Origin of the sequence: Streptomyces sp. NPDC097981 (assembly GCF_040302565.1) — a bacterium.
In the GTDB taxonomy this organism is placed as follows: domain Bacteria; phylum Actinomycetota; class Actinomycetes; order Streptomycetales; family Streptomycetaceae; genus Streptomyces.
This window is the reverse complement of sequence record NZ_JBEORW010000017.1, coordinates 102,347-120,026: the sequence shown is the minus strand read 5'-3', so window position 1 is coordinate 120,026 and position 17,680 is coordinate 102,347. Positions and strand designations below refer to the sequence as shown.

Annotated in this window: 14 protein-coding genes; 6 read left to right on the top strand and 8 right to left on the bottom strand. The window is 72.7% G+C overall.

Annotated features, from left to right (window positions below):
• Nucleotides 1-64: 64 nt before the first annotated feature.
• The 4 genes from ABTY04_RS18585 (at nucleotide 65) to ABTY04_RS18570 (ending at nucleotide 4,715) form a co-directional block, all read left to right on the top strand.
• Nucleotides 65-595 carry a hypothetical protein gene (locus tag ABTY04_RS18585; RefSeq protein WP_352214410.1) on the top strand — a complete coding sequence of 177 codons (531 nt, stop codon included), beginning with the start codon at nucleotides 65-67 and terminating at the stop codon, nucleotides 593-595.
• Nucleotides 596-726: 131 nt separating this feature from the next.
• Nucleotides 727-1,575, top strand: a complete 849-nt coding sequence (locus ABTY04_RS18580; protein ID WP_352214409.1) for a 3-hydroxyacyl-CoA dehydrogenase family protein — start codon at nucleotides 727-729, stop codon at nucleotides 1,573-1,575.
• 188 nt (nucleotides 1,576-1,763) lie between these two features.
• Nucleotides 1,764-2,087: an STAS domain-containing protein gene (locus ABTY04_RS18575; protein ID WP_030153791.1), complete on the top strand. Its 324-nt coding sequence runs from the start codon at nucleotides 1,764-1,766 to the stop codon at nucleotides 2,085-2,087.
• A gap of 186 nt (nucleotides 2,088-2,273) precedes the next feature.
• The gene (locus ABTY04_RS18570) at nucleotides 2,274-4,715 is read left to right on the top strand and encodes an ATP-binding protein (RefSeq protein WP_352214408.1); all 2,442 of its coding nucleotides are present in this window, start codon (nucleotides 2,274-2,276) and stop codon (nucleotides 4,713-4,715) included.
• A gap of 137 nt (nucleotides 4,716-4,852) precedes the next feature.
• On the opposite strand, the gene nucS is transcribed toward ABTY04_RS18570, so the two are convergent.
• The gene (gene nucS, locus ABTY04_RS18565) at nucleotides 4,853-5,524 is read right to left on the bottom strand and encodes an endonuclease NucS (protein WP_352214407.1); all 672 of its coding nucleotides are present in this window, start codon (nucleotides 5,522-5,524) and stop codon (nucleotides 4,853-4,855) included.
• Nucleotides 5,525-5,744: 220 nt separating this feature from the next.
• Between nucS and ABTY04_RS18560 the strand changes: the two genes are divergently transcribed.
• Complete coding sequence (locus tag ABTY04_RS18560) at nucleotides 5,745-6,137, top strand: SCO5389 family protein (RefSeq protein ID WP_030153794.1); 393 nt, start codon at nucleotides 5,745-5,747, stop codon at nucleotides 6,135-6,137.
• A 130-nt stretch (nucleotides 6,138-6,267) separates the two neighbouring features.
• On the opposite strand, the gene ABTY04_RS18555 is transcribed toward ABTY04_RS18560, so the two are convergent.
• Complete coding sequence (locus ABTY04_RS18555) at nucleotides 6,268-7,287, bottom strand: LLM class flavin-dependent oxidoreductase (RefSeq protein WP_352214406.1); 1,020 nt, start codon at nucleotides 7,285-7,287, stop codon at nucleotides 6,268-6,270.
• A 240-nt stretch (nucleotides 7,288-7,527) separates the two neighbouring features.
• Between ABTY04_RS18555 and ABTY04_RS18550 the strand changes: the two genes are divergently transcribed.
• Complete coding sequence (locus ABTY04_RS18550) at nucleotides 7,528-7,875, top strand: Rv1322 family protein (RefSeq protein ID WP_352214405.1); 348 nt, start codon at nucleotides 7,528-7,530, stop codon at nucleotides 7,873-7,875.
• Between the two features lie 19 nt (nucleotides 7,876-7,894).
• On the opposite strand, the gene ABTY04_RS18545 is transcribed toward ABTY04_RS18550, so the two are convergent.
• The 6 genes from ABTY04_RS18545 to scy form a co-directional block, all read right to left on the bottom strand.
• Nucleotides 7,895-8,728 carry an ABC transporter permease gene (locus tag ABTY04_RS18545; RefSeq protein ID WP_352214404.1) on the bottom strand — a complete coding sequence of 278 codons (834 nt, stop codon included), beginning with the start codon at nucleotides 8,726-8,728 and terminating at the stop codon, nucleotides 7,895-7,897.
• Complete coding sequence (locus ABTY04_RS18540; protein WP_352214403.1) at nucleotides 8,725-9,855, bottom strand: ABC transporter ATP-binding protein; 1,131 nt, start codon at nucleotides 9,853-9,855, stop codon at nucleotides 8,725-8,727. Before ABTY04_RS18540 ends, ABTY04_RS18545 begins: the two co-directional genes overlap by 4 nt.
• 177 nt (nucleotides 9,856-10,032) lie before the next feature.
• Nucleotides 10,033-10,812 carry an ABC transporter permease gene (locus ABTY04_RS18535; protein WP_352214443.1) on the bottom strand — a complete coding sequence of 260 codons (780 nt, stop codon included), beginning with the start codon at nucleotides 10,810-10,812 and terminating at the stop codon, nucleotides 10,033-10,035.
• Nucleotides 10,813-10,814: 2 nt separating this feature from the next.
• The gene (locus ABTY04_RS18530) at nucleotides 10,815-11,843 is read right to left on the bottom strand and encodes an ABC transporter ATP-binding protein (protein ID WP_352214402.1); all 1,029 of its coding nucleotides are present in this window, start codon (nucleotides 11,841-11,843) and stop codon (nucleotides 10,815-10,817) included.
• A gap of 118 nt (nucleotides 11,844-11,961) precedes the next feature.
• On the bottom strand, nucleotides 11,962-12,900 hold the full coding sequence (locus ABTY04_RS18525; protein ID WP_352214401.1) for a coiled-coil domain-containing protein: 939 nt from the start codon (nucleotides 12,898-12,900) through the stop codon (nucleotides 11,962-11,964).
• A 193-nt stretch (nucleotides 12,901-13,093) separates the two neighbouring features.
• Complete coding sequence (scy, locus tag ABTY04_RS18520; protein WP_352214400.1) at nucleotides 13,094-17,563, bottom strand: polarized growth protein Scy; 4,470 nt, start codon at nucleotides 17,561-17,563, stop codon at nucleotides 13,094-13,096.
• Nucleotides 17,564-17,680: the final 117 nt, after the last annotated feature.

Below are 17,680 nucleotides of genomic sequence, written 5' to 3'. Positions count from 1 at the left end.
TGACCGGTACCGTCCGTCGCCGGGCCCTGGAAGAGGGAACACGGGAGCGCGGAGGAGCGACGGTTTGACCGACATGTTCGGAATCTGGCAGTGCGCCGAACTGGCCAAGCGGATCGATGTCTTGGCGGGCTTCCTCGGCTCTCGGTACGCCGCCGGCCCGGCGCTGCGCACGGAGGCGGCAGCCGCTGCCGAAGAGGCCCGCGCGGCCCTCGCCCGCGCCGACCCGAGCCGGGCACGGGAGGGGCTCCACGAGCTGGAGGGGCTCGCGGCGGACTGGCGCGACCATCCCCACTTCCCGGCCGAGCCGCGCCCCGCCGAGGCCGACGAGCAGGTGCGTGACTACGTCAAGGACCACCTGCGCGGCGTTCTGTCGCCCGACGAGCTCGACCGCCTGGACCGCCCGTACATCTCCCTTGTCGTCACCTACCGGCGGCTGTGCGGCCGCCCGGACCTCGACCGGTCCACCCGCGAGGACGTCCACTACCTCTACGCCCGCGGGCGGATGGCCCTCGACCTCGGGCACGCCCGGGCGGCGGCGCGCGAGGCCGGGCGAATGCGGGCGATCGAGGCCCGGTTGGAGGATGCGGGCGGCTGAGCCGTACCGGTGTGATGTCCGTCAGTTGAGACGTGACGCGTGTTACTTCGCGGTCACACGAACCTCCGCGAGCGCTAGTCTCCGCCGGAGAGGCTACGAGACTGGGCCATATGAAGAACGAGGGGTGTGCAGTGGCTGGGAAGCTCGCCGTCATCGGTGCCGGACTGATGGGTTCCGGAATCGCTCAGGTCTCCGCTCAGGCGGGGTGGGACGTCGTACTGCGTGATGTCACCGATGCCGCGCTGACCCGCGGTACCGACGGGATCAAGGCCTCGTACGACAAGTTCGTCTCCAAGGGCAAGATGACGGCCGAGGACGCCGAGGCCGCGCTCGCCCGCATCAAGACGACCACCGACCTCGACGCCGTCGCCGACGTCGACATCGTCGTCGAGGCCGTCTTCGAGAAGCTCGAAGTCAAGCACGAGATCTTCCGTGCCCTCGACAAGCTCGTACGGGACGACGCGATCCTCGCGTCCAACACCTCCGCCATCCCGATCACCAAGATCGCGGCCGTGACGGAGCGTCCGGAGCGCGTCGTCGGCGCGCACTTCTTCTCGCCCGTCCCGATGATGCAGCTCTGCGAGCTCGTCCGCGGCTACAAGACGAGCGACGAGACCCTCGCGGCCACCCGGGCGTTCGCCGAGTCCGTCGGCAAGACCTGCATCGTCGTCAACCGCGACGTCGCCGGTTTCGTGACGACCCGTCTGATCTCCGCCCTGGTCGTGGAAGCCGCGAAGCTGTACGAATCGGGCGTGGCCTCCGCCGAGGACATCGACATCGCCTGCAAGCTCGGCTTCGGCCACGCGATGGGGCCGCTGGCCACCGCCGACCTCACCGGCGTCGACATCCTGCTGCACGCCACCAGCAACATCTACACCGAGTCCCAGGACGAGAAGTTCGCGCCGCCGGAGCTCATGCGCCGCATGGTGGACGCCGGCGACTTCGGCCGCAAGAGCGGTCAGGGCTTCTACAAGCACTGAGCCACCGAGCCGCAACAGGCGCCGAGGCGCCGGGCGCCTGTTCGAATACCTGCACCCGCACGGGTGAATTAGGTATCGGTTCGCTCACGGTCGGCAACTTCACTGCCCGCAGGGCAGTCAGTTGCAGTGAGAGTTGCCGACCACGGACCAGTCGGATCCCTACACACCCAGGACTGCCGGGAGCACACATGCACATCAGGGGCGACCACGCCGAACTCGCTGTCGGGGGCCGCCTCGACGTGCGCAGCGCGGCGGACGCCCGTACGGCCCTCCACACCGCGCTCGACGACGGCCACGGCGATCTCGTGCTGGACCTCACCGGGCTCGACTCCTGGGACGCGACCGGGCTCGGCGTGATCATGGGAGCCCACCGGCGGGCCGGCCGGACCGGCCGCCGCCTCGTCCTGCGCGGGGTGCCGCCGCAGATGCAGCGCCTCCTCGTCGCCACCCGGCTGCACCGGATCCTCGCGATCGAGGGCGGCCTGGAAGCGGAATCCCTCCCGCGGGTGTGACGCGGTCCGCCGTCCACGCTTTCTGCGGAAACGTAACGGTCCGGTGGTGATGGCACCCCTGCGGTTCCGCGTACGACCGGGCACCGTCTAGGGTTCGGGCGGGACCGGACCCGTAGCGACAGCGGAATGTGCGAAGGCCGGACGGTACGACGGCGACGGCGCAGAGCGCGATCGGGGGACGGGGTCATGGACCGCATACAGGGGCAGGCCGAACCGGTGGAGCAGCCGGCGGCGCCACCCGTGCCTCCCACGACGGCGCCCGCGGCAGCCGCACCGGCCGCCCCCGTCGCGCGGGTCGTCACCCTCACCGCCGGGGACTTCACCCTGACCGTGAACCCGGTCGACGGCAGCGAGATCGAGCCGCGCCGGCCCGGCACCGGCGGCGGTGCCCCCGCCAAGCACGCCGCGGCCGCCCGCAGCGCCAGGGACGCCGCCGCACGGCCGCCGGTCCTGCCCGGCCCCGCCGCCCCGGCCCCGCCGCTCCTCGCGCGCGAGGAGGAACGGGAGCGGCTCGTACGGCTGCTGGGGCGCGGCCGCTCCGTACGGCTGACCGGACCCAGGGGATCCGGCCGCAGCGCCCTGCTCGACGCGGTCGCCGCCGACTGCACGGGCCTGGCGCCCGACGGCGTCGTACGGCTCAGCGGATACGGGCACCAGCAGCCCGGCGAGCTGCTGCACGCGCTGTACGCCACCGTGTACGAGGCATCGACGGAGCGGCCCGAACGGACCCAACTCCTCACCCGGGTACGGGACATCGGCGCCATCGTGCTCCTCGACGACCTGGAGATGGGCGGCAGCGCCCTCGACGAGCTGCTGCACGCCACCCCCGAGTGCGCCTACCTGCTGGCCGCCACCCCCGACACCCGCGCCCCCTCCGACGACTCGCACCTGGAGGAGGTCCTCCTCGGCGGCCTCGGCCGCGCCGACTGCACGCAGCTGCTGGAGGCGGGCATCGGACGCGCGCTCACCGACGAGGAGACCGCCTGGGCGGGAGACCTGGGGTTCGCGTCCGAGGGGCTGCCACTGCGCTTCGTCCAGGCGGCCGCACTGCTGCGCCAGCGCGACGAGCGCAACCAGGTCTCGGCCCAGGACGACGACGAGGAACCCGGGGTCTTCGAGGAGCGGCCGCGCGACGCCGCGTTCGTACCGCTGCCGACGCTGGCCGAGGGCGCGGCCCCCGCCGAGCTGCTCGCCTCCCGGGTCAGCGAGTCGGCGCGGGCGGTGCTGCGGATCGCGTGCGCGCTGGGCGGCGAGCTGCCGCACCACGCCCACCTGCCGGCGCTCGTGGGGGACACCCACGCCGACGCGGCGGTCGCCGAACTGCTGGGCTGCGGACTGCTCACCCCGGTCGGCGCGCGCTACCGGCTGGCCGCCGGGGTCGCGCGGCAGCTGGAGGAGGCCGGGTTCGGGGACACCGAGGCGGAGGAGGCCCGTACGGCCGCCCGCCACTACGCCTGGTGGACCGGGCACGCCTCGGTGACCCCGGAGCGGGTCGCGGCGGAGGCCGACGCCGTGCTGGCCGCGCTGACCGGCGCCGATGTGGTGGCCGCCGTACTGCTGGCCCGGACCGCGGCGCCGGCGTTCGCCGCCTCGCGGCGCTGGGAGGCGTGGGAGCGGGTGCTGCGCTCCGGGGCCGAGGCCGCGCGGAAGGCGGGAGAGGTCGCGGAACAGGCGTACTTCCACCACGAACTCGGCGTGCTCGCGCTGTGCGAGGGACGACTGGACCGGGCGCGGGCCGAACTGGAGGCGTCCATAGGCCTGAAGGGCGCGCTCGCCGACAAGCGGGGCACGGTGGCCGGGCGGCGGGCGCTCGCGCTGGTCACGGACCGGGAGAAGGCGGGCGTGGAGGTGTCGCCGCCGCTGCGGCTGGATCCGCCGGCGGCCGCACCGGCCGCGGCCGCCGTGCCGGCTTCGGAGGCGGTGACGACGGTGGTGCCGAAGGCGGTCCCTGCGGCTCCGGCCCCGGCTGCCGCGGCGGCTTCGGTGGCCCGCGTCGTGCCGGTGATCGGGAAGGCGCCGGCGCCGACGACGCTGTCGGAGGTGTTCGAGGAGGCCTTCCCCCTCGACCCGAAGCCGACGGTGGCCGTGCCGCTCGCGCCCGCGTCCGCGACGGCGCGCGGGCCCGTGCGCGGGCCCGTCCGCGGGCCGGCCGCGCAGGCGCGCCGGAAGCCGGTGCTGCTGGCGGCGGCGGGCGTGCTGACGGTGGTGGCGCTGGGCACCGTGGTGAGCCTGACGATGACGGGCTCGGACTCCGGGGCCCCGGCGGACGGGGGCGGCCCTGCGGTGTCGTCGACGCCGACGGAGGGCAGCACGGACGCGCCGGGTACGAGCACGAGCGGGAACGATCCTGCACCCGATCCGGGGGCCCCGGCCGCCGACGCCTCGGAGCCGGCCGCCCCGGAACCGGGGCACAGCCCGGAGCCGAACCAGACGCAGCGCACCCCGTCGCGCAAGCCGGCCACGGCCCCGACGCCCCCGTCCCGCCCGACCTCGACGCCGAACCCGACTCCACCGTCGAATCCGCCGAGCCCGGACCCGAAGCCGACGCCGACCACGGCCCCGACGACGCCGGCCCCGACCACGCCGCCCCCGACGACGGGCCCGGTCGGCAGCCCGTCGAGCACCTAGCCGCGAGGACCCCGGGGCGGGACCCCCGGGGCGGGACCCCGGGACAGGACACCTGGGGCAGGGCCCCGGGGCGACGGCGGGACCATCGGCCCCGAACCCGTCGGCCCCGGCGGAGCCACCGGTACCCGGGGCCGGGGTCAGAACAGGCGGAGCTTGTCGTCCTCGATGCCGCGGAGGGCGTCGTAGTCCAGGACCACGCAGTCCATGCCTCGGTCCGTCGCCAGGACACGCGCCTGGGGCTTGATCTCCTGGGCCGCGAAGACGCCCCGGACCGGTGCCAGGTGCGGATCCCGGTTCAGCAGTTCCAGGTAGCGGGTCAGCTGCTCGACGCCGTCGATCTCGCCGCGGCGCTTGATCTCCACCGCCACCGTCGCGCCGGAGGAGTCCCGGCACAGGATGTCCACCGGGCCGATCGCCGTCATGTACTCGCGCCGGATCAGCGTGTAGCCCTCGCCCAGCGTTTCGATCCGGTCGGCCAGCAGTTCCTGCAGGTGCGCCTCGACGCCGTCCTTGATCAGACCCGGGTCGACGCCCAGCTCGTGGGAGGAGTCGTGGAGGACTTCCTCCATGGTGATGATGAGCTTTTCGCCCGCCTTGTTGACGACCGTCCAGACGCCTTCCTCGGCCCCGGTCCCCTCCTTGAGGGTGCACGGGGGCGACATCCAGTTGAGCGGTTTGTACGCTCGGTCGTCCGCGTGGATCGAGACACTGCCGTCGGCCTTCACGAGGATCAGACGGGGTGCCGAGGGCAGATGGGCGGTGAGCCGGCCCGCGTAGTCGACGGAGCAGCGGGCAATGACGAGACGCATGGTCGGCAACGCTACTCGACCGACGGGCCTCCACGCGATTCGCCCCCGAAAGCCCCGTTCGCGGATGGCGCGTTGTATGCGCATTCTCCTGGTGCGGCACCCATGGGGCGCCTACCGTGGTGAGCGGGAGGTTGCGGAGCGTGCACTCTGTGTCGCGGCCTCCTTCCCTGCCCGTAAGACTCCGGCAACCCAAACGGCCGGGGTCGCGAGAGGAGAACCCATGTCGCTCGACGTCTCACCGGCCCTACTCGAACAGGCCGAGCGAGGCGAGGTCGACGAAGCCGCTTTCGTCGACTGCGTCCGGACCTCCCTGCCCTTCGCATGGGAGATGATCAGCTCGCTGGTGGCCCAGCTGAAGGTGGACGGTGGAGAGTTCGCCGACAACCAGACGCCGCCGCCCGACGAGCAGGCGCGTGGCCAGCTGCTGCGCGCTCTCGCGAGTGACGCGATACGAGGTGCGCTGCAGCGGCACTTCGGGGTGCGCCTGGCATTCCAGAACTGCCACCGTGTGGCCGTGTTCCCGCTGGATCCTTCCTCGGACGACCGGCTGGCCAAGTTCACGTCGATCCGTGGCCAGCTGCTCAACCAGTCGCCCGAGCTCCGGGACTGCTGACCGTACGACCTGCACGAACCCGCATGAGACGCACCACCCGCATGACAGGCACGACCAGCACGATCCGCACGACCGTTCTCCGCTGCCGCTCCGTATCGCGGGAGGTGCCATTGCTACCGGAGCGGCAGCCTCAGCCGAGACGGGGCAGGACCTCGGCGCCGAGGCGCCGTACGTTCTCCTCCGTCGCGGCGAGATCACCGGAGCCCTCGGCCAGCAGGGCGAACCGCGTGATGCCCGTCCGCTCCGACGTGGCCGCCAGCCGGTCCGCCGCCAGCCGCGGGGTCCCCACGGGGTGCAGATCGCAGAGCAGCTCGGTGTAGGCGACGGGGTCCCGCATCGTGCGCTCCCGGCCGTCCACCGTCACGTGCGCGTCCAGCCCCTGCTTCAGCCAGCCCGGCATGGACTTCATGAGGGTCTCGCGGGCGTCCACCGTACGGTCCGCCAGCTGGACGACGCCCGCCGATACGTGCGCGGCCTCCGGGCAGTGGCCCGCCGCCGCGGCCGTACGCCGGTACAGCGCGACCATCGCCGCCTTCTCCTCGTCCCCGCAGTGCATGCCCAGCAGCATCGGCAGCCCCCGCTCCGCGGCGAGGCGCACCGACGCGGGGGAGGTGCAGGCGACGATCACTTCCGGCCCTGATCCGTCCCCGTCCATCGCCTCCGACGGACGCGGTACGACGGCCACCTCGCGGAACCCGTACCGCTCGCCGGCGGCAGCCACCCGCGGCTCGGTGAGCCAGCGCCGCAGCAGGTCCAGGCCCTCCGGGAACTCCTTCTCGTAGGCGTCCAGGCCACCGCCGAACACCTCCAGGTCCACCCAGGGCCCGCCCCGGCCGACCCCCAGGCTGAACCGGCCGCCCGAGGTGAGGTGCAGCAGCGCCGCCTGCTCCCCGAGGGCCACCGGGTGCGTGCTCGGCAGCACGCTCACCGCCGTGCCCACCTGCAGCCGCCGGGTCCGCCCCAGCAGCAGGGCCGCCAGCGTCACCGCCGACGGGCAGACCCCGTACGGGACGAAGTGGTGCTCGGCGAGCCAGACCGAGTCGAGCCCGGCCTCCTCGGCCACCTCGGCGGTCCGCACCGCCCGGTGCAACGCCTCCCCCTGCCCCTGGCCCGGAAACTGGGCCGCCAGTACAAACGCTCCTACACGCATCGCCTTCATCCTCCCAGTGGCTGACGCGGCCTCCCCCAGGTGGACCGGTTCATCTGATGGCAACAACGTCTGACACGTGCCAAAGGCACGGCCTGACAGGAAAGTTATTGGGATAGTCAGGCCAGTTGCCGTCGGCGGCGTCATCGTGGTCGCCCCTTGCCGGCCACCCTGCGCCTACCCGGCCTTGCTGCGCGTAGTCTGGGAGAAAGTCACTGCCGTTCGCCCATCCGTGAGGTATACGTGTCACCGCGCCACAACCGCCCCAGGGGCGGCGGGAATCCAGCCGACCGTCCGGAGCCCGGTCCGGGATCCGGTGCGTGGGGCCTGGATCGCTTCGGGCTGGAGCGCACGGAGGAGTACCAGGGCGAGGAGTGGAAGGTCCGGCACGTCGCGGGCGCGAGCGCGGCGGGCAAGCGCTACCGCTGCCCGGGCTGCGACCAGGAGATCCCTTCCGGCACCCCGCACCTGGTGGCCTGGCCGGAGTACGGCGGGGTGGACGACCGCCGGCACTGGCACAAGGCCTGCTGGAACGCGAAGGACCGCCGCACCTCGCGGGTGCAGCGGTCCAGGAACGCGCCCAGGTACTAGGGGATCGCGCAGGGGCGGATCAGACGTCGCGGCGGCCGACCATCGCGTACGAGCCCGCCACCGCGGCGCCCGTCACCAGCAGGATCAGCAGCAGATGGGCCGCGTTGCCCGGCACGTTCCCGGTGTCCGCGTTCGGCAGGCCGAACAACTGCAGGAGGGCGACCGGGGCGTTGTACCGGAGCACGGTGCTGCCGACCGGAGCCATGCTCTCCCACATGGTGAGCATCCCCCCTATCACCGGCGGCAGCGTGACCAGCCCCAGCATCACGGTGATCGCCCCGGCGGAGTGCCGCAGCATCGCCCCGACCGCGAGGGCGAGCACCCCGAGCAGGGTGACGTAGAAGCAGCCGACCAGCGCGTGCGCCCATTCGCCGCTGCCGTGCCGCCCGGAGGCGGCGCCGCCCCGCAGGATCGCCGAGGCCAGCCCCACCACCGTCACCGAGCCGGCGACGGCCAGGAAGGCGACGGTGGCGAAGACGAGGTACTTCGCGGTCAGCACCCGGGCCCGGTCGGGGGCGGCGGTGAACGTCGTACGGATCAGCCCGGTGCCGTACTCGGAGGTGATCGTCAGGACGCCGAGCACCATCACGGAGATCTGGCCCACCAGCAGCCCGAACAGCGCCGGCGCCGTGAGCGGCACCTCCTGGTAGTCGGCGGAGCGGGTCTCGGAGACGGCCAGCACTCCGATGCCGACGACGAGCAGCACCAGCGAGCCGAGCGTCCACACGGTGGAGCGCACGGAGATCATCTTCGTCCACTCCGAGGCCAGGGCGTGCCCGAGGTGCGGCCGGGGCGTCGGCAGCGGCGAGCTGTAGGTCTTCGGCTGGTCCGCGGTGTTCGTGGGGCCGGTCATCGGGTGTCCTTGCGGGTGTCCGTCGGGGAGTTCTTGGCGGTGCCTGCGAGCTCGCCGGGGCTGCCGGGCATCAGGAAGGGCTGCCCGCCCGCTCCCGGCGGCGGGGGAGCGAAGAAGCCGCTCTGCGGCACCTCCGGCGCCGGGAGTTCGTCCTCCCAGACGGGCACGCTCAGCGGTTCGGGTTCCCACAGCTCGGCGCGCGGGTCGTCGGTGGAGGTGTACTCCACGGAGGACTGGGTCATCCGCATGTAGGCCTCCTCCAGCGAGGCCCGGTGCGGGGACAGCTCCCACAGCCGGATGCCGGCCTCGTGCGCGAGGTCGGATATGCGGGGCAGCTCCAGGCCGGTCACGCGCAGTGCCCCGTCGGGCTCCTGGAGCACCCGGCCGCCCGCGCTGGTCAGGGCCGCGCCCAGTGCATCCCGGCCATCTTGATCGTCCCCGGCGGCCGCGCGCACCCGCGCGAATCCGGCCGAGTTGTGCGCGATGAATTCCTGGGTGCCCATGTCCGCCAGCAGCCGCCCCTGGCCGATGACGATGAGGTGGTCGGCGGTCAGGGCCATCTCGCTCATCAGGTGCGAGGAGACGAACACGGTGCGGCCCTCGGCGGCGAGCCGGCGCATGAGGGTGCGGACCCAGAGGATGCCCTCGGGGTCGAGCCCGTTGACCGGTTCGTCGAACAAAAGCACCTGGGGGTCGCCGAGGAGGGCGGCGGCGATGCCGAGCCGCTGGCCCATGCCGAGCGAGAAGCCCTTCGCCCGCTGCCCGGCGACGTCCTGGAGGCCGACGACGCCCAGCACCTCGTCCACCCGCTTCTCGGGGATGCCGGAGAGCTGGGCGAGGGACAGCAGGTGTCTGCGGGCCCGGCGGCCGCCGTGCACGGCCTTGGCGTCGAGCAGGGCCCCGACGTGCCGCTGGGCGTTCGGCAGCTGCCGGAAGGGCAGGCCGTTGATCGTCACGGTTCCGGCCGTGGGCCGGTCCAGGCCGAGGATCATGCGCATGGTGGTGGACTTCCCGGAGCCGTTCGGCCCCAGGAATCCCGTCACGTGACCCGGCCTGACCTGGAAGGACAGCTGGTCGACGGCGGTCTTGGCGCCGTAGCGCTTGGTCAGGCCGACAGCCTCGATCATTGCTCTGCCCCTTGCCAGGACCGGACGGCTTTCGTCCGCGTAAGGGTTAAGAGGATATCGAGTCGCCTACGGTTCCATCCCGGACCGGATCCCTGAGCCACCCCTGACTCCGACCCGGGGATGTCCCGTAGTACGTGCGACGTCCTTCTTGGGACGGACGTCCTCCCGCCGCGTCCGTCAGGCGTCGCGCTTCTTCAGGACCAGGTAGCCCCCGAGTACGACGGCCACCACCCACAGCGCCATGATCCCGAAGCCGCCCCACGGGCCGTAGGGGGCCTCCGCGCTGTCCATGGCTCCGGGAACCACCTGCATGATCTTGGAGCCGGCCTGGTCCGGGAAGTACTGGGCGACCTTCCGGGTGGCGCTGACCGCCCCGAGGATCGTCGAGACCAGGAAGAAGAACGGCATCAGGATGCCGAGCGACAGCATCGAGCTGCGCAGGATCGTCGCCACGCCCATCGAGAACAGGGCGATCATGGCCATGTAGAGGCCGGCGCCGATGACGGCACGCAGCACGTTCGGCTCACCGATGCCGATGCTGCGGTCGCCCAGGATGGCCTGTCCCAGGAAGAAGGACAGGAAGCTGGTGACGAGGCCCACGACCAGCGCGAGGCCGGTGGCCACGGTGAGCTTGCCGGCCAGGAAGCTCGCGCGGCGCGGTACGGCGGCCAGCGAGGTGCGGATCATGCCCGAGCTGTACTCGGTGCCGACCACCAGCACACCGAAGACGATCATGGCGAGCTGGCCGAGGGTCATGCCGGCGAAGCTGGCCAGGGTCGGGTCGAAGGTGAGCTGCTGCTCCTTCGGCATGTCCTGGAACGTGGCGTTGAAGACGGCGCACAGGCCGGCGCTGACGCCGACCGTGACCACCAGGGCCGCGACCAGCGTCCAGGTGGTCGAGGCGACGGTACGGATCTTGGTCCACTCGGACCGGAGGACGGCGGGGAAGGAGGACATGGTCACTGCCCGCCCTTGCGCGTCGCCTCGTGGCCGGCGCCCCATGCAGGGACGTCGGCCGGCCGTGCCGGGTCGTCGGCAGGCGTGCCGGGAGCGGGTATCCCGTCCGGCCCGGGCGTGCCGGGTGCGTGGGCGTGGTACTCGACGGAGTCCGCCGTCATGCGCATGAACGCTTCCTCCAGTGAAGCCCGTTGCGGGCTGAGTTCGTGCAGCACGATCTGGTGCTGGGCGGCGAGCTCGCCGAGCTGCTCCGCGGCCACCCCGTCGATCTCCAGCGCGCCGGTGGCCGGGACGCTGATGGCGTCGATCCCGGCTTCGTGCAGGACGTCCTTGAGCCGCTCCTGCTGCGGCGAGCGCAGCCGTACGTAGCTGCGCGAGTTCTTGTGGATGAAATCAGCCATCGACATATCGGCCAACAGCTTTCCCTGGCCGATGACGATCAAATGGTCTGCGGTCAGCGCCATTTCGCTCATCAGATGGGACGAGACGAAGATCGTCCTTCCCTCTGCCGCCAGGCCCTTCATGAGATTGCGGATCCAGAGAATTCCCTCCGGGTCCAGGCCGTTGACGGGTTCGTCGAACATGAGGATCTCCGGGTCGCCCAGCAGGGCGGAGGCGATTCCCAGTCGCTGGCCCATGCCCAGCGAAAATCCTTTCGACTTCTTCTTCGCCACGGGTGTCAGCCCGACAAGATCCAATACCTCCGCGACCCGGCTCTCCGGGATCCGGTTCGACTGGGCCAGGCACAGAAGGTTGTTGTACGCGCTGCGACCGCCGTTCATGGCTTTCGCGTCCAGCAGCGCCCCGATGTGCTTCAGCGGCTCCGGCAGGTCCCGGTAGTGCTTCCCGTCGATCCGGACCGTACCGCTGGTCGGGTTGTCGAGGTCGAGCATCATGCGCATGGTCGTGGACTTCCCCGCCCCGTTGGGGCCGAGGAAGCCGGTCACCACCCCCGGTCTGACCTGGAAGCTGAGGTGGTCCACGGCGGTCTTCGCGCCGAATCGTTTGGTAAGGCCCTCAAGCTCGATCATGCCGCTTACGCTAGAACGCCCGAGGGCCTCACGCCACCTCGAAAAGGTGACATAAGGCCCTCGGGCATGTGCCGCGTTCAAGATCACATAGCGGCCGGCGTTGTGAACGCCCGGTGAACTAGCGGCTCTGCTGCGCCGGAACGCCGCGGGTGACCGGCTCGTCGTCGATCGGGGAGCCGGCGGCGGCGACGGCCGCACCGGTCAGCGTCGCCAGCATCTCGCGGACGTTGGTGAGCTGGGCGTTGATGGAGTCGCGGCGGTTGGTGAGCGCCGCCAGCTCGCGCTCGGACTCGCTGCGGATGCGGTCCGCCTTCGCGTTGGCGTCGGCGACGATGTCCTCGGCCTGGCGCTGCGCGGTCTCCACGGTCTGGCGGGCGCGGCGCTCGGCGTCCGTACGCAGCTTCTCGGCCTCCAGGCGCAGCTGCTCGGCGCGGTGCTCGATCTCCGCGAGGCGCTTCTCGGCCTTGGCCTGACGCGAGGCCAGGTCGCGCTCGGACTGCTCGCGGCGCTTGGCCAGGTTGGTCTCGAAGTCCGCGGCGGCCTGGGCGGCCTTGGCGCGGGTCTCCTCGAACAGGGCGTCGGCCTCCTCGCGCTTGGAGGCGGCGTCCTTCTGGGCCTCGGCGCGCAGGGTGGAAGCGTCGCCCTTGGCCTTCTCGACGATGCGGACGCCCTCGTCCTCCGCCTTCGACTTGCGGTCGGCCGCGAACGACTCGGCGTCGTTGCGCACCTGCTGGGCAGCCGACTCGGCGAGCTCACGGTGCTGCTCGGCCGCGCGACGGGCCTCCTCGCGCAGGTCCTTCGCCTCCTCCTCGGCCAGGCGCAGGATCTTCTCGACCCGGGCGCCGAGGCCGGCGTACGACGGCTCGGCGTCGCTCACCTGGGCCTGGGCGTTCTGCGTCTCAAGGTGCAGTTCCTCGATCCGCTTTTCCAGAGAGTTGATACGTCCAAGGGCGCTGTCGCGGTCGGAGACCAGCTTGGTAATGCGGTCGTCCACCTGACCGCGGTCGTAACCACGCCGCACGAGCTCGAAGCCGAAGGGGGAGGAAGTGTCGCTCATGGGGTTCCTGTCGAATGAGACCGATGAGGTGCTACGTGAGGTGTTAGAGGAATCCTAGGCGCCCGAGCGGCGTGTCATCGAGTCAATCTCCGTTTGATCTGGACAATGACACCCCATTTGAGTAGCAAGGCGGCAGAATGCTTGTCACTCGTTCGGATGAACCTTCATCAGCAACACACATCTTGAGCGTTGACTAGCCCTCCGAAGCCTTGCCACCCGAACGAGTGGAACCGGCAGCGGCTCCTGCCTTCACGCCCCCCGCACCCTGACCGCCGACCCCCGGCTTTCCGCCGCCCGAAGGCGCCTCGAATGATTCCAACGCCTCAAGAACGTCCTGGACACGGGAGATCTCCGCCTGAATGTCCTCGCGCCTGCGCACCAGGACCTCCAGTTCACGGCGGCCCTCGTCGACCAGCCGCGCGGCCTCCGCCTTCGCCTCCGCGAGGGCCTTGTCGGCCTCCCGGGTCACCTCGGCCTTCTTCTGCTCGGCCTCCTTGAGCAGGGCCTCCGCCTTGCGGACCGCCGCGATGCGGACCTTGCTCGCCTCGCTGCTCGCGTCCGACACCAGGGCCTTGGCCTTCGCCTCCGCCTCGACGCTCTGCTCGGTCGCGGCCCGCACCAGCTTGTCCACGCGCTCGCCGGCCGACTTCATCTGCTCGGCGGACTCCCGGCGGGCCCGCTCGTGCAGTTCCTCGACCTCGCCCTCGACCCGGGAGCGCAGCTCCTCCGCCCGCTCCCTTATGGCAGCGGCGTCGGAACGCGCGCCGACCAGCAGCTCGTCCGCGTCCGTGCGGGCCTTCTCCACCAGGGAATTGCCCTCGACGGTCGCCTCCGAGGAGATCCGCTTGGCCTCCTTGCGGGCCGCGTCGACCATCGCGTCGGCCTGCTCCTCGGCCGCCGTCGTGGCGGCCAGGGCCTGCGCCTGCGCGTCGGCGGTGAGCTTGTCCGTCTCTGCCGCCGCCTCGGTGATGAGCCGGTCCACCTGCTCCGCAGCCTCGCTGCGCCGCTTGTTGGCCTCCTCGCGGGCCTCGTCCAGCAGCCGCTCGGACTCCTCGCGGGTCTTCGTACGGGTACGCTCCGCCTCGGTCGCCGCGTCGGCCTTGACGCGCTCGGCCTCCGACCGGGTACGGGTCGCGTGCTCCTGCGCCGAGACCAGGGCCTCGGAGGCCTCCGCGCGCAGCCGCTCGGCCTCGGCCTGGGCCTCGCCGACCGTGCGCTCGTTGTCCTTGCGGGTCTGCTCGGTGAGGCGGTCCGCCTCGCTCGCCGCCTCGGTGATGAGCCGGTCCGCCTGCTCGGCAGCCTCGCTGCGCAGCCGGCCCGCCTCCGCGCGCGCCTCGTCGAGCGTCTGCTCCGACTCCCGCTCGGCGCTCGCCAGCGTCTCGTTCGCCGCGACCGTGACCCGGTCCGCCTCCGCGGTGGCCTCGCCGATGATCCGGCCGCCCTCCTCGCGGGCGTCGTCCAGGGTCTGCGCCGCCTCCGCAACCAGCCGCTCGGCCTCCGCCGCGGCCTCGCCGACCGTGGCCTCGTTGGCCGCACGCGTCTCGTCGACCAGCCGGTCGCCCTCGTTGCGGGCGTCGACCAGGACCCGCGCCGCGTCCCGTTCGGCCGCCGCGAGCATGTCGGACGCCTGCCGGGTGAGCCGCTCGGCCTTCGCCGTCGCCTCGCCGACCGTCGCCTCGTTCGCGGTGCGCGTCTCCTCCGTGAGCCGCTCCGCCTCGGACACGGCTTCGGTGACGAGCCGGTCCGCCTGCTCCGCGGCGTCCGTGCGCAGCCGGTTGGCCTCCGCCCGGGCCTCGTCCAGCGTGCCCGCGGCCTCGATGCGGGTCGCCTCCGCGATCTCCTCGGCGTCCGTGGTGATCCGCTCGGCCTCCGCCGTCGCCTCCGCGACGATCCGGCCGCCCTCGGCACGCGAGGACTCCAGGGACTCCGCCGCCTCGCCGCGGATCCTGTTCGCGTCGTCACGGGCATCGGCCCGCGTGCGGGCCGCGTCGCGCTCGGCCCCGGCCAGCGCGTCCGTCGCCTCCGTGCGGACCCGCTGCGCGTACTCGGCGGTGTCGCTGCGCAGCTGCTCCGCCTCGGCGATCGCGTCGCCGACGGTGCGCTCGGCCAGCGCCTTCGCCGCGTCCGTCTCGGTCCGCGCCTCGCTGCGGATCCGATTGGCGTCGTCGGTGGCCCGCTCCCGCTCGGCGTAGGCGTCCGCGCGGACCCGCGAAGCCTCCTCCTCGGCCTCCGTCTTCGTACGCTCCGCCGCGTGCTCGGCGGCGCTGCGCAGCCCGGAGATCTCCTCCTCGGCCTGCTCGTGCAGACCGGCCACGGAGTCCCGTACCTGCTGGGCGGTGGCCTCCGCCGCCGCCACCAGCTCCCCGGCGCGCCGCTCCGCCTCCTCGGTCAGGCGGGCCGCCTCGGCCTGCGCCTCCTCGGAGCGCTTGCGGGCCGCGGCCAGCAGTTCCTCGCTCTGCTCGCGGGCCTGGGCCCGCTCGCTGTCCGCGTCGGTCCGGGCCGAAGCGAGGGTCTCCTCGGCCTCCCGGCGGCGCCGGGCGGCCTCCTCCTGCGCGGCGGCCAGCGCCTCGGCGGCCTCCGCGGCGACCCGCTCGGCGGCGGCCTTCGCCTCGGCACGCAGCCGGTCCGCGGTCTCCTGCGCCTCGGAACGCACCCGCTCCGCCTCGGACTCCGCCTCGCTGCGCAGCCGTACGGCGACCTGCTCGGCCTCCGCGCGCACCCGGCCGGCGTCCTCCGCCGCCTCCGTGCGCAGCTGGTCGGCCTCCGCCTCCGACTGCGCCCGCAGGCCCCGGATCCGCTCCGCCGACTCGGCGCGCAGCCGGTCGGCCTCCTCCGTGGTCTCCCGGCGGATGGTCTCCGCCGCCCCGCGGGCGTCGCGCAGCGTCTGCTCGGCCGTGCCCAGCCGGTTCTCGGCCTCCCCGTGCAGGCGGACGAGCTCCTCCTCGGCCTCCGCCCGCTTCGCGGCCAGCGCCTGCTCGGTCTCCTCGCGCCGTACACGGGCCGCCGCGTCGGCATCGGCCCGCAGGGCCTGCGCCTGCTCCTCGGCCTCGGCGCGCAGCCGCTCCGCCTCCGCACGGGTCCGCTCAAGGGTTTCCTCGGCCTGCTTGCGCAGCGTGGTGGCCCGCTCCACGGCCTCGGCGCGGACCCGCTCGCTCTCGGCACTCGCCCCGCCGCGCAGCTCGTCCGCGTCCGACTTGGCCTTGCCCAGCAGCTCCTCGGCGGTCCGCGCCGCCTCCTCGATCTGCTGGACCGCCTCGCGGCGCGCCTCGCCGCGGATCCGCTCGCCCTCCGCGACGGCCTCGGCCCGCAGCTGCTCGGCCTCGCCGCGCAGCCTCCGGGCCTCCTCCTGGAGTTCGACGGTCCGGGCCCGGTACTCCTCGGTGTCGTCCTTCGCCGCGCCCTTGAGCTCGGCGGCCGTGGTCGCCGCCTGGGCGCGCAGCCGCTCCGCCTCGGACTCGGCCTCGCGGCGGATCCGTTCGGCCTCCTCGGACGCGGCGCGGGTGGTGGCCCGCGCGTCCTCCGAGGCCTTGTTCAGTACGTCCTCCGCCGTGCGGGCGGCCTTCGCCATCTGGGCGGCCGTGTCCTCGGCCGCCGCCGCGCGGGCCTGCTCCGCGGCCTCCGCGCGCAGCCGCTCCACGCCGGCGCGGGCGTCGGCGAGGGTCTGCTCGGCCTCGGCCTTGAGTGCCTCGGCCTCCTTGGTGGCCTCGCCGACCAGCCGGGCGACCTGCTCCTTGGCGGTGCGGGTGCGCTGCTCGTTGACGGACTCCGCCGAGGCGAGCTGCCGGGAGGAGCTCTCCTTGGCGTCCGCGAGGAGCTTCTCGGCCTCGGCGCGCGCCGTACGCAGCGCGGTGTCGGCCTCCTGGACGCGGACCTCGGCCACCCGGCCGAGGTCCAGGGTCTGCTGCCGGGTCTGCTCGGCCTCGGCGGTGGTGCTCGTCCGCAGCCGTTCGGCGTGCTCGGTGGCCTCCTGGGCCTGCACGGAGGCGGCGGTCAGCAGCCGCTCGGCCTCCTTGCGCGCCCGCAGCAGGGTCGCCTCGGTCTCCGTACGGGCGGCCTCGGCGTCGGCGGCCAGCCGGCGCCGGGTCTCCTCGGCGACGCGCGCGGCCTCGGCGCGGGCGGCGTTCAGGGACTGCTCGGCCTCGGCGCGCGACTCGTCCATGAGCCGGCGGGCCTGGGACTCCGTCCGGGCGCGCAGCTGCTCGGCCCAGGCGACGTTCTCGTTGACGTGCGCCTCGACGGTCTGGCGGCGCTCGTTGAGCTCCTGGTCGAGGCGCTGGCGGCGGTTGACGGCCTCCGCGTGCAGCTCGGCCTGGAGGCGCGCCTGGTGCTCGGCGTGCTCCTGGAGGATGCGCTGGGTCTGTGCCCGGGCGTCACGCAGCTCGCGCTCGGCGTCCGAGCGCATCTGGTCGGCCTGGACCTGCGCATTGCGGAGCAGCTGCTCCGCCTGGTACCCCATGTCCGCACTGTCGTAGGCGGGCCGGGACGCCAGATTGCGGCGTACCTCGTGGAGCTTGGCGCGCAGCACCTCGACCTGGTAACCGAGGTCTTCGGCGTGCTGGACGGCCTTCCCGCGCTCCTTCTTGAGCCGCTCCATCTCGGCTTCGAAGCGCGAGAGATGGTCGGCTTCAGCCTGATGGCTCTCCTGGCTTTCGTAGCCCCGCACAGCGCGGTCCCATCCGTCCCCTGGTCGCAAGCTCACTCCCAATTGAGCATCGCTCGCCCGCTGAACGACGCCCCCGGGGGAATGGTGTCAGATACCGGGGCAGGGGTCACAGGCCCC

What these genes read in the sequence shown, in the direction of transcription:
- ABTY04_RS18575 (WP_030153791.1), top strand. Translation starts at nt 1,764, where the DNA reads ATGCACATCAGGGGCGACCACGCCGAACTCGCTGTCGGGGGCCGCCTC.
- ABTY04_RS18570 (WP_352214408.1), top strand. Translation starts at nt 2,274, where the DNA reads ATGGACCGCATACAGGGGCAGGCCGAACCGGTGGAGCAGCCGGCGGCG.
- ABTY04_RS18525 (WP_352214401.1), bottom strand. Translation starts at nt 12,900, where the DNA reads ATGAGCGACACTTCCTCCCCCTTCGGCTTCGAGCTCGTGCGGCGTGGT.
- ABTY04_RS18535 (WP_352214443.1), bottom strand. Translation starts at nt 10,812, where the DNA reads ATGTCCTCCTTCCCCGCCGTCCTCCGGTCCGAGTGGACCAAGATCCGT.
- ABTY04_RS18560 (WP_030153794.1), top strand. Translation starts at nt 5,745, where the DNA reads ATGTCGCTCGACGTCTCACCGGCCCTACTCGAACAGGCCGAGCGAGGC.
- ABTY04_RS18540 (WP_352214403.1), bottom strand. Translation starts at nt 9,855, where the DNA reads ATGATCGAGGCTGTCGGCCTGACCAAGCGCTACGGCGCCAAGACCGCC.
- nucS (WP_352214407.1), bottom strand. Translation starts at nt 5,524, where the DNA reads ATGCGTCTCGTCATTGCCCGCTGCTCCGTCGACTACGCGGGCCGGCTC.
- ABTY04_RS18530 (WP_352214402.1), bottom strand. Translation starts at nt 11,843, where the DNA reads ATGATCGAGCTTGAGGGCCTTACCAAACGATTCGGCGCGAAGACCGCC.
- ABTY04_RS18555 (WP_352214406.1), bottom strand. Translation starts at nt 7,287, where the DNA reads ATGCGTGTAGGAGCGTTTGTACTGGCGGCCCAGTTTCCGGGCCAGGGG.
- ABTY04_RS18545 (WP_352214404.1), bottom strand. Translation starts at nt 8,728, where the DNA reads ATGACCGGCCCCACGAACACCGCGGACCAGCCGAAGACCTACAGCTCG.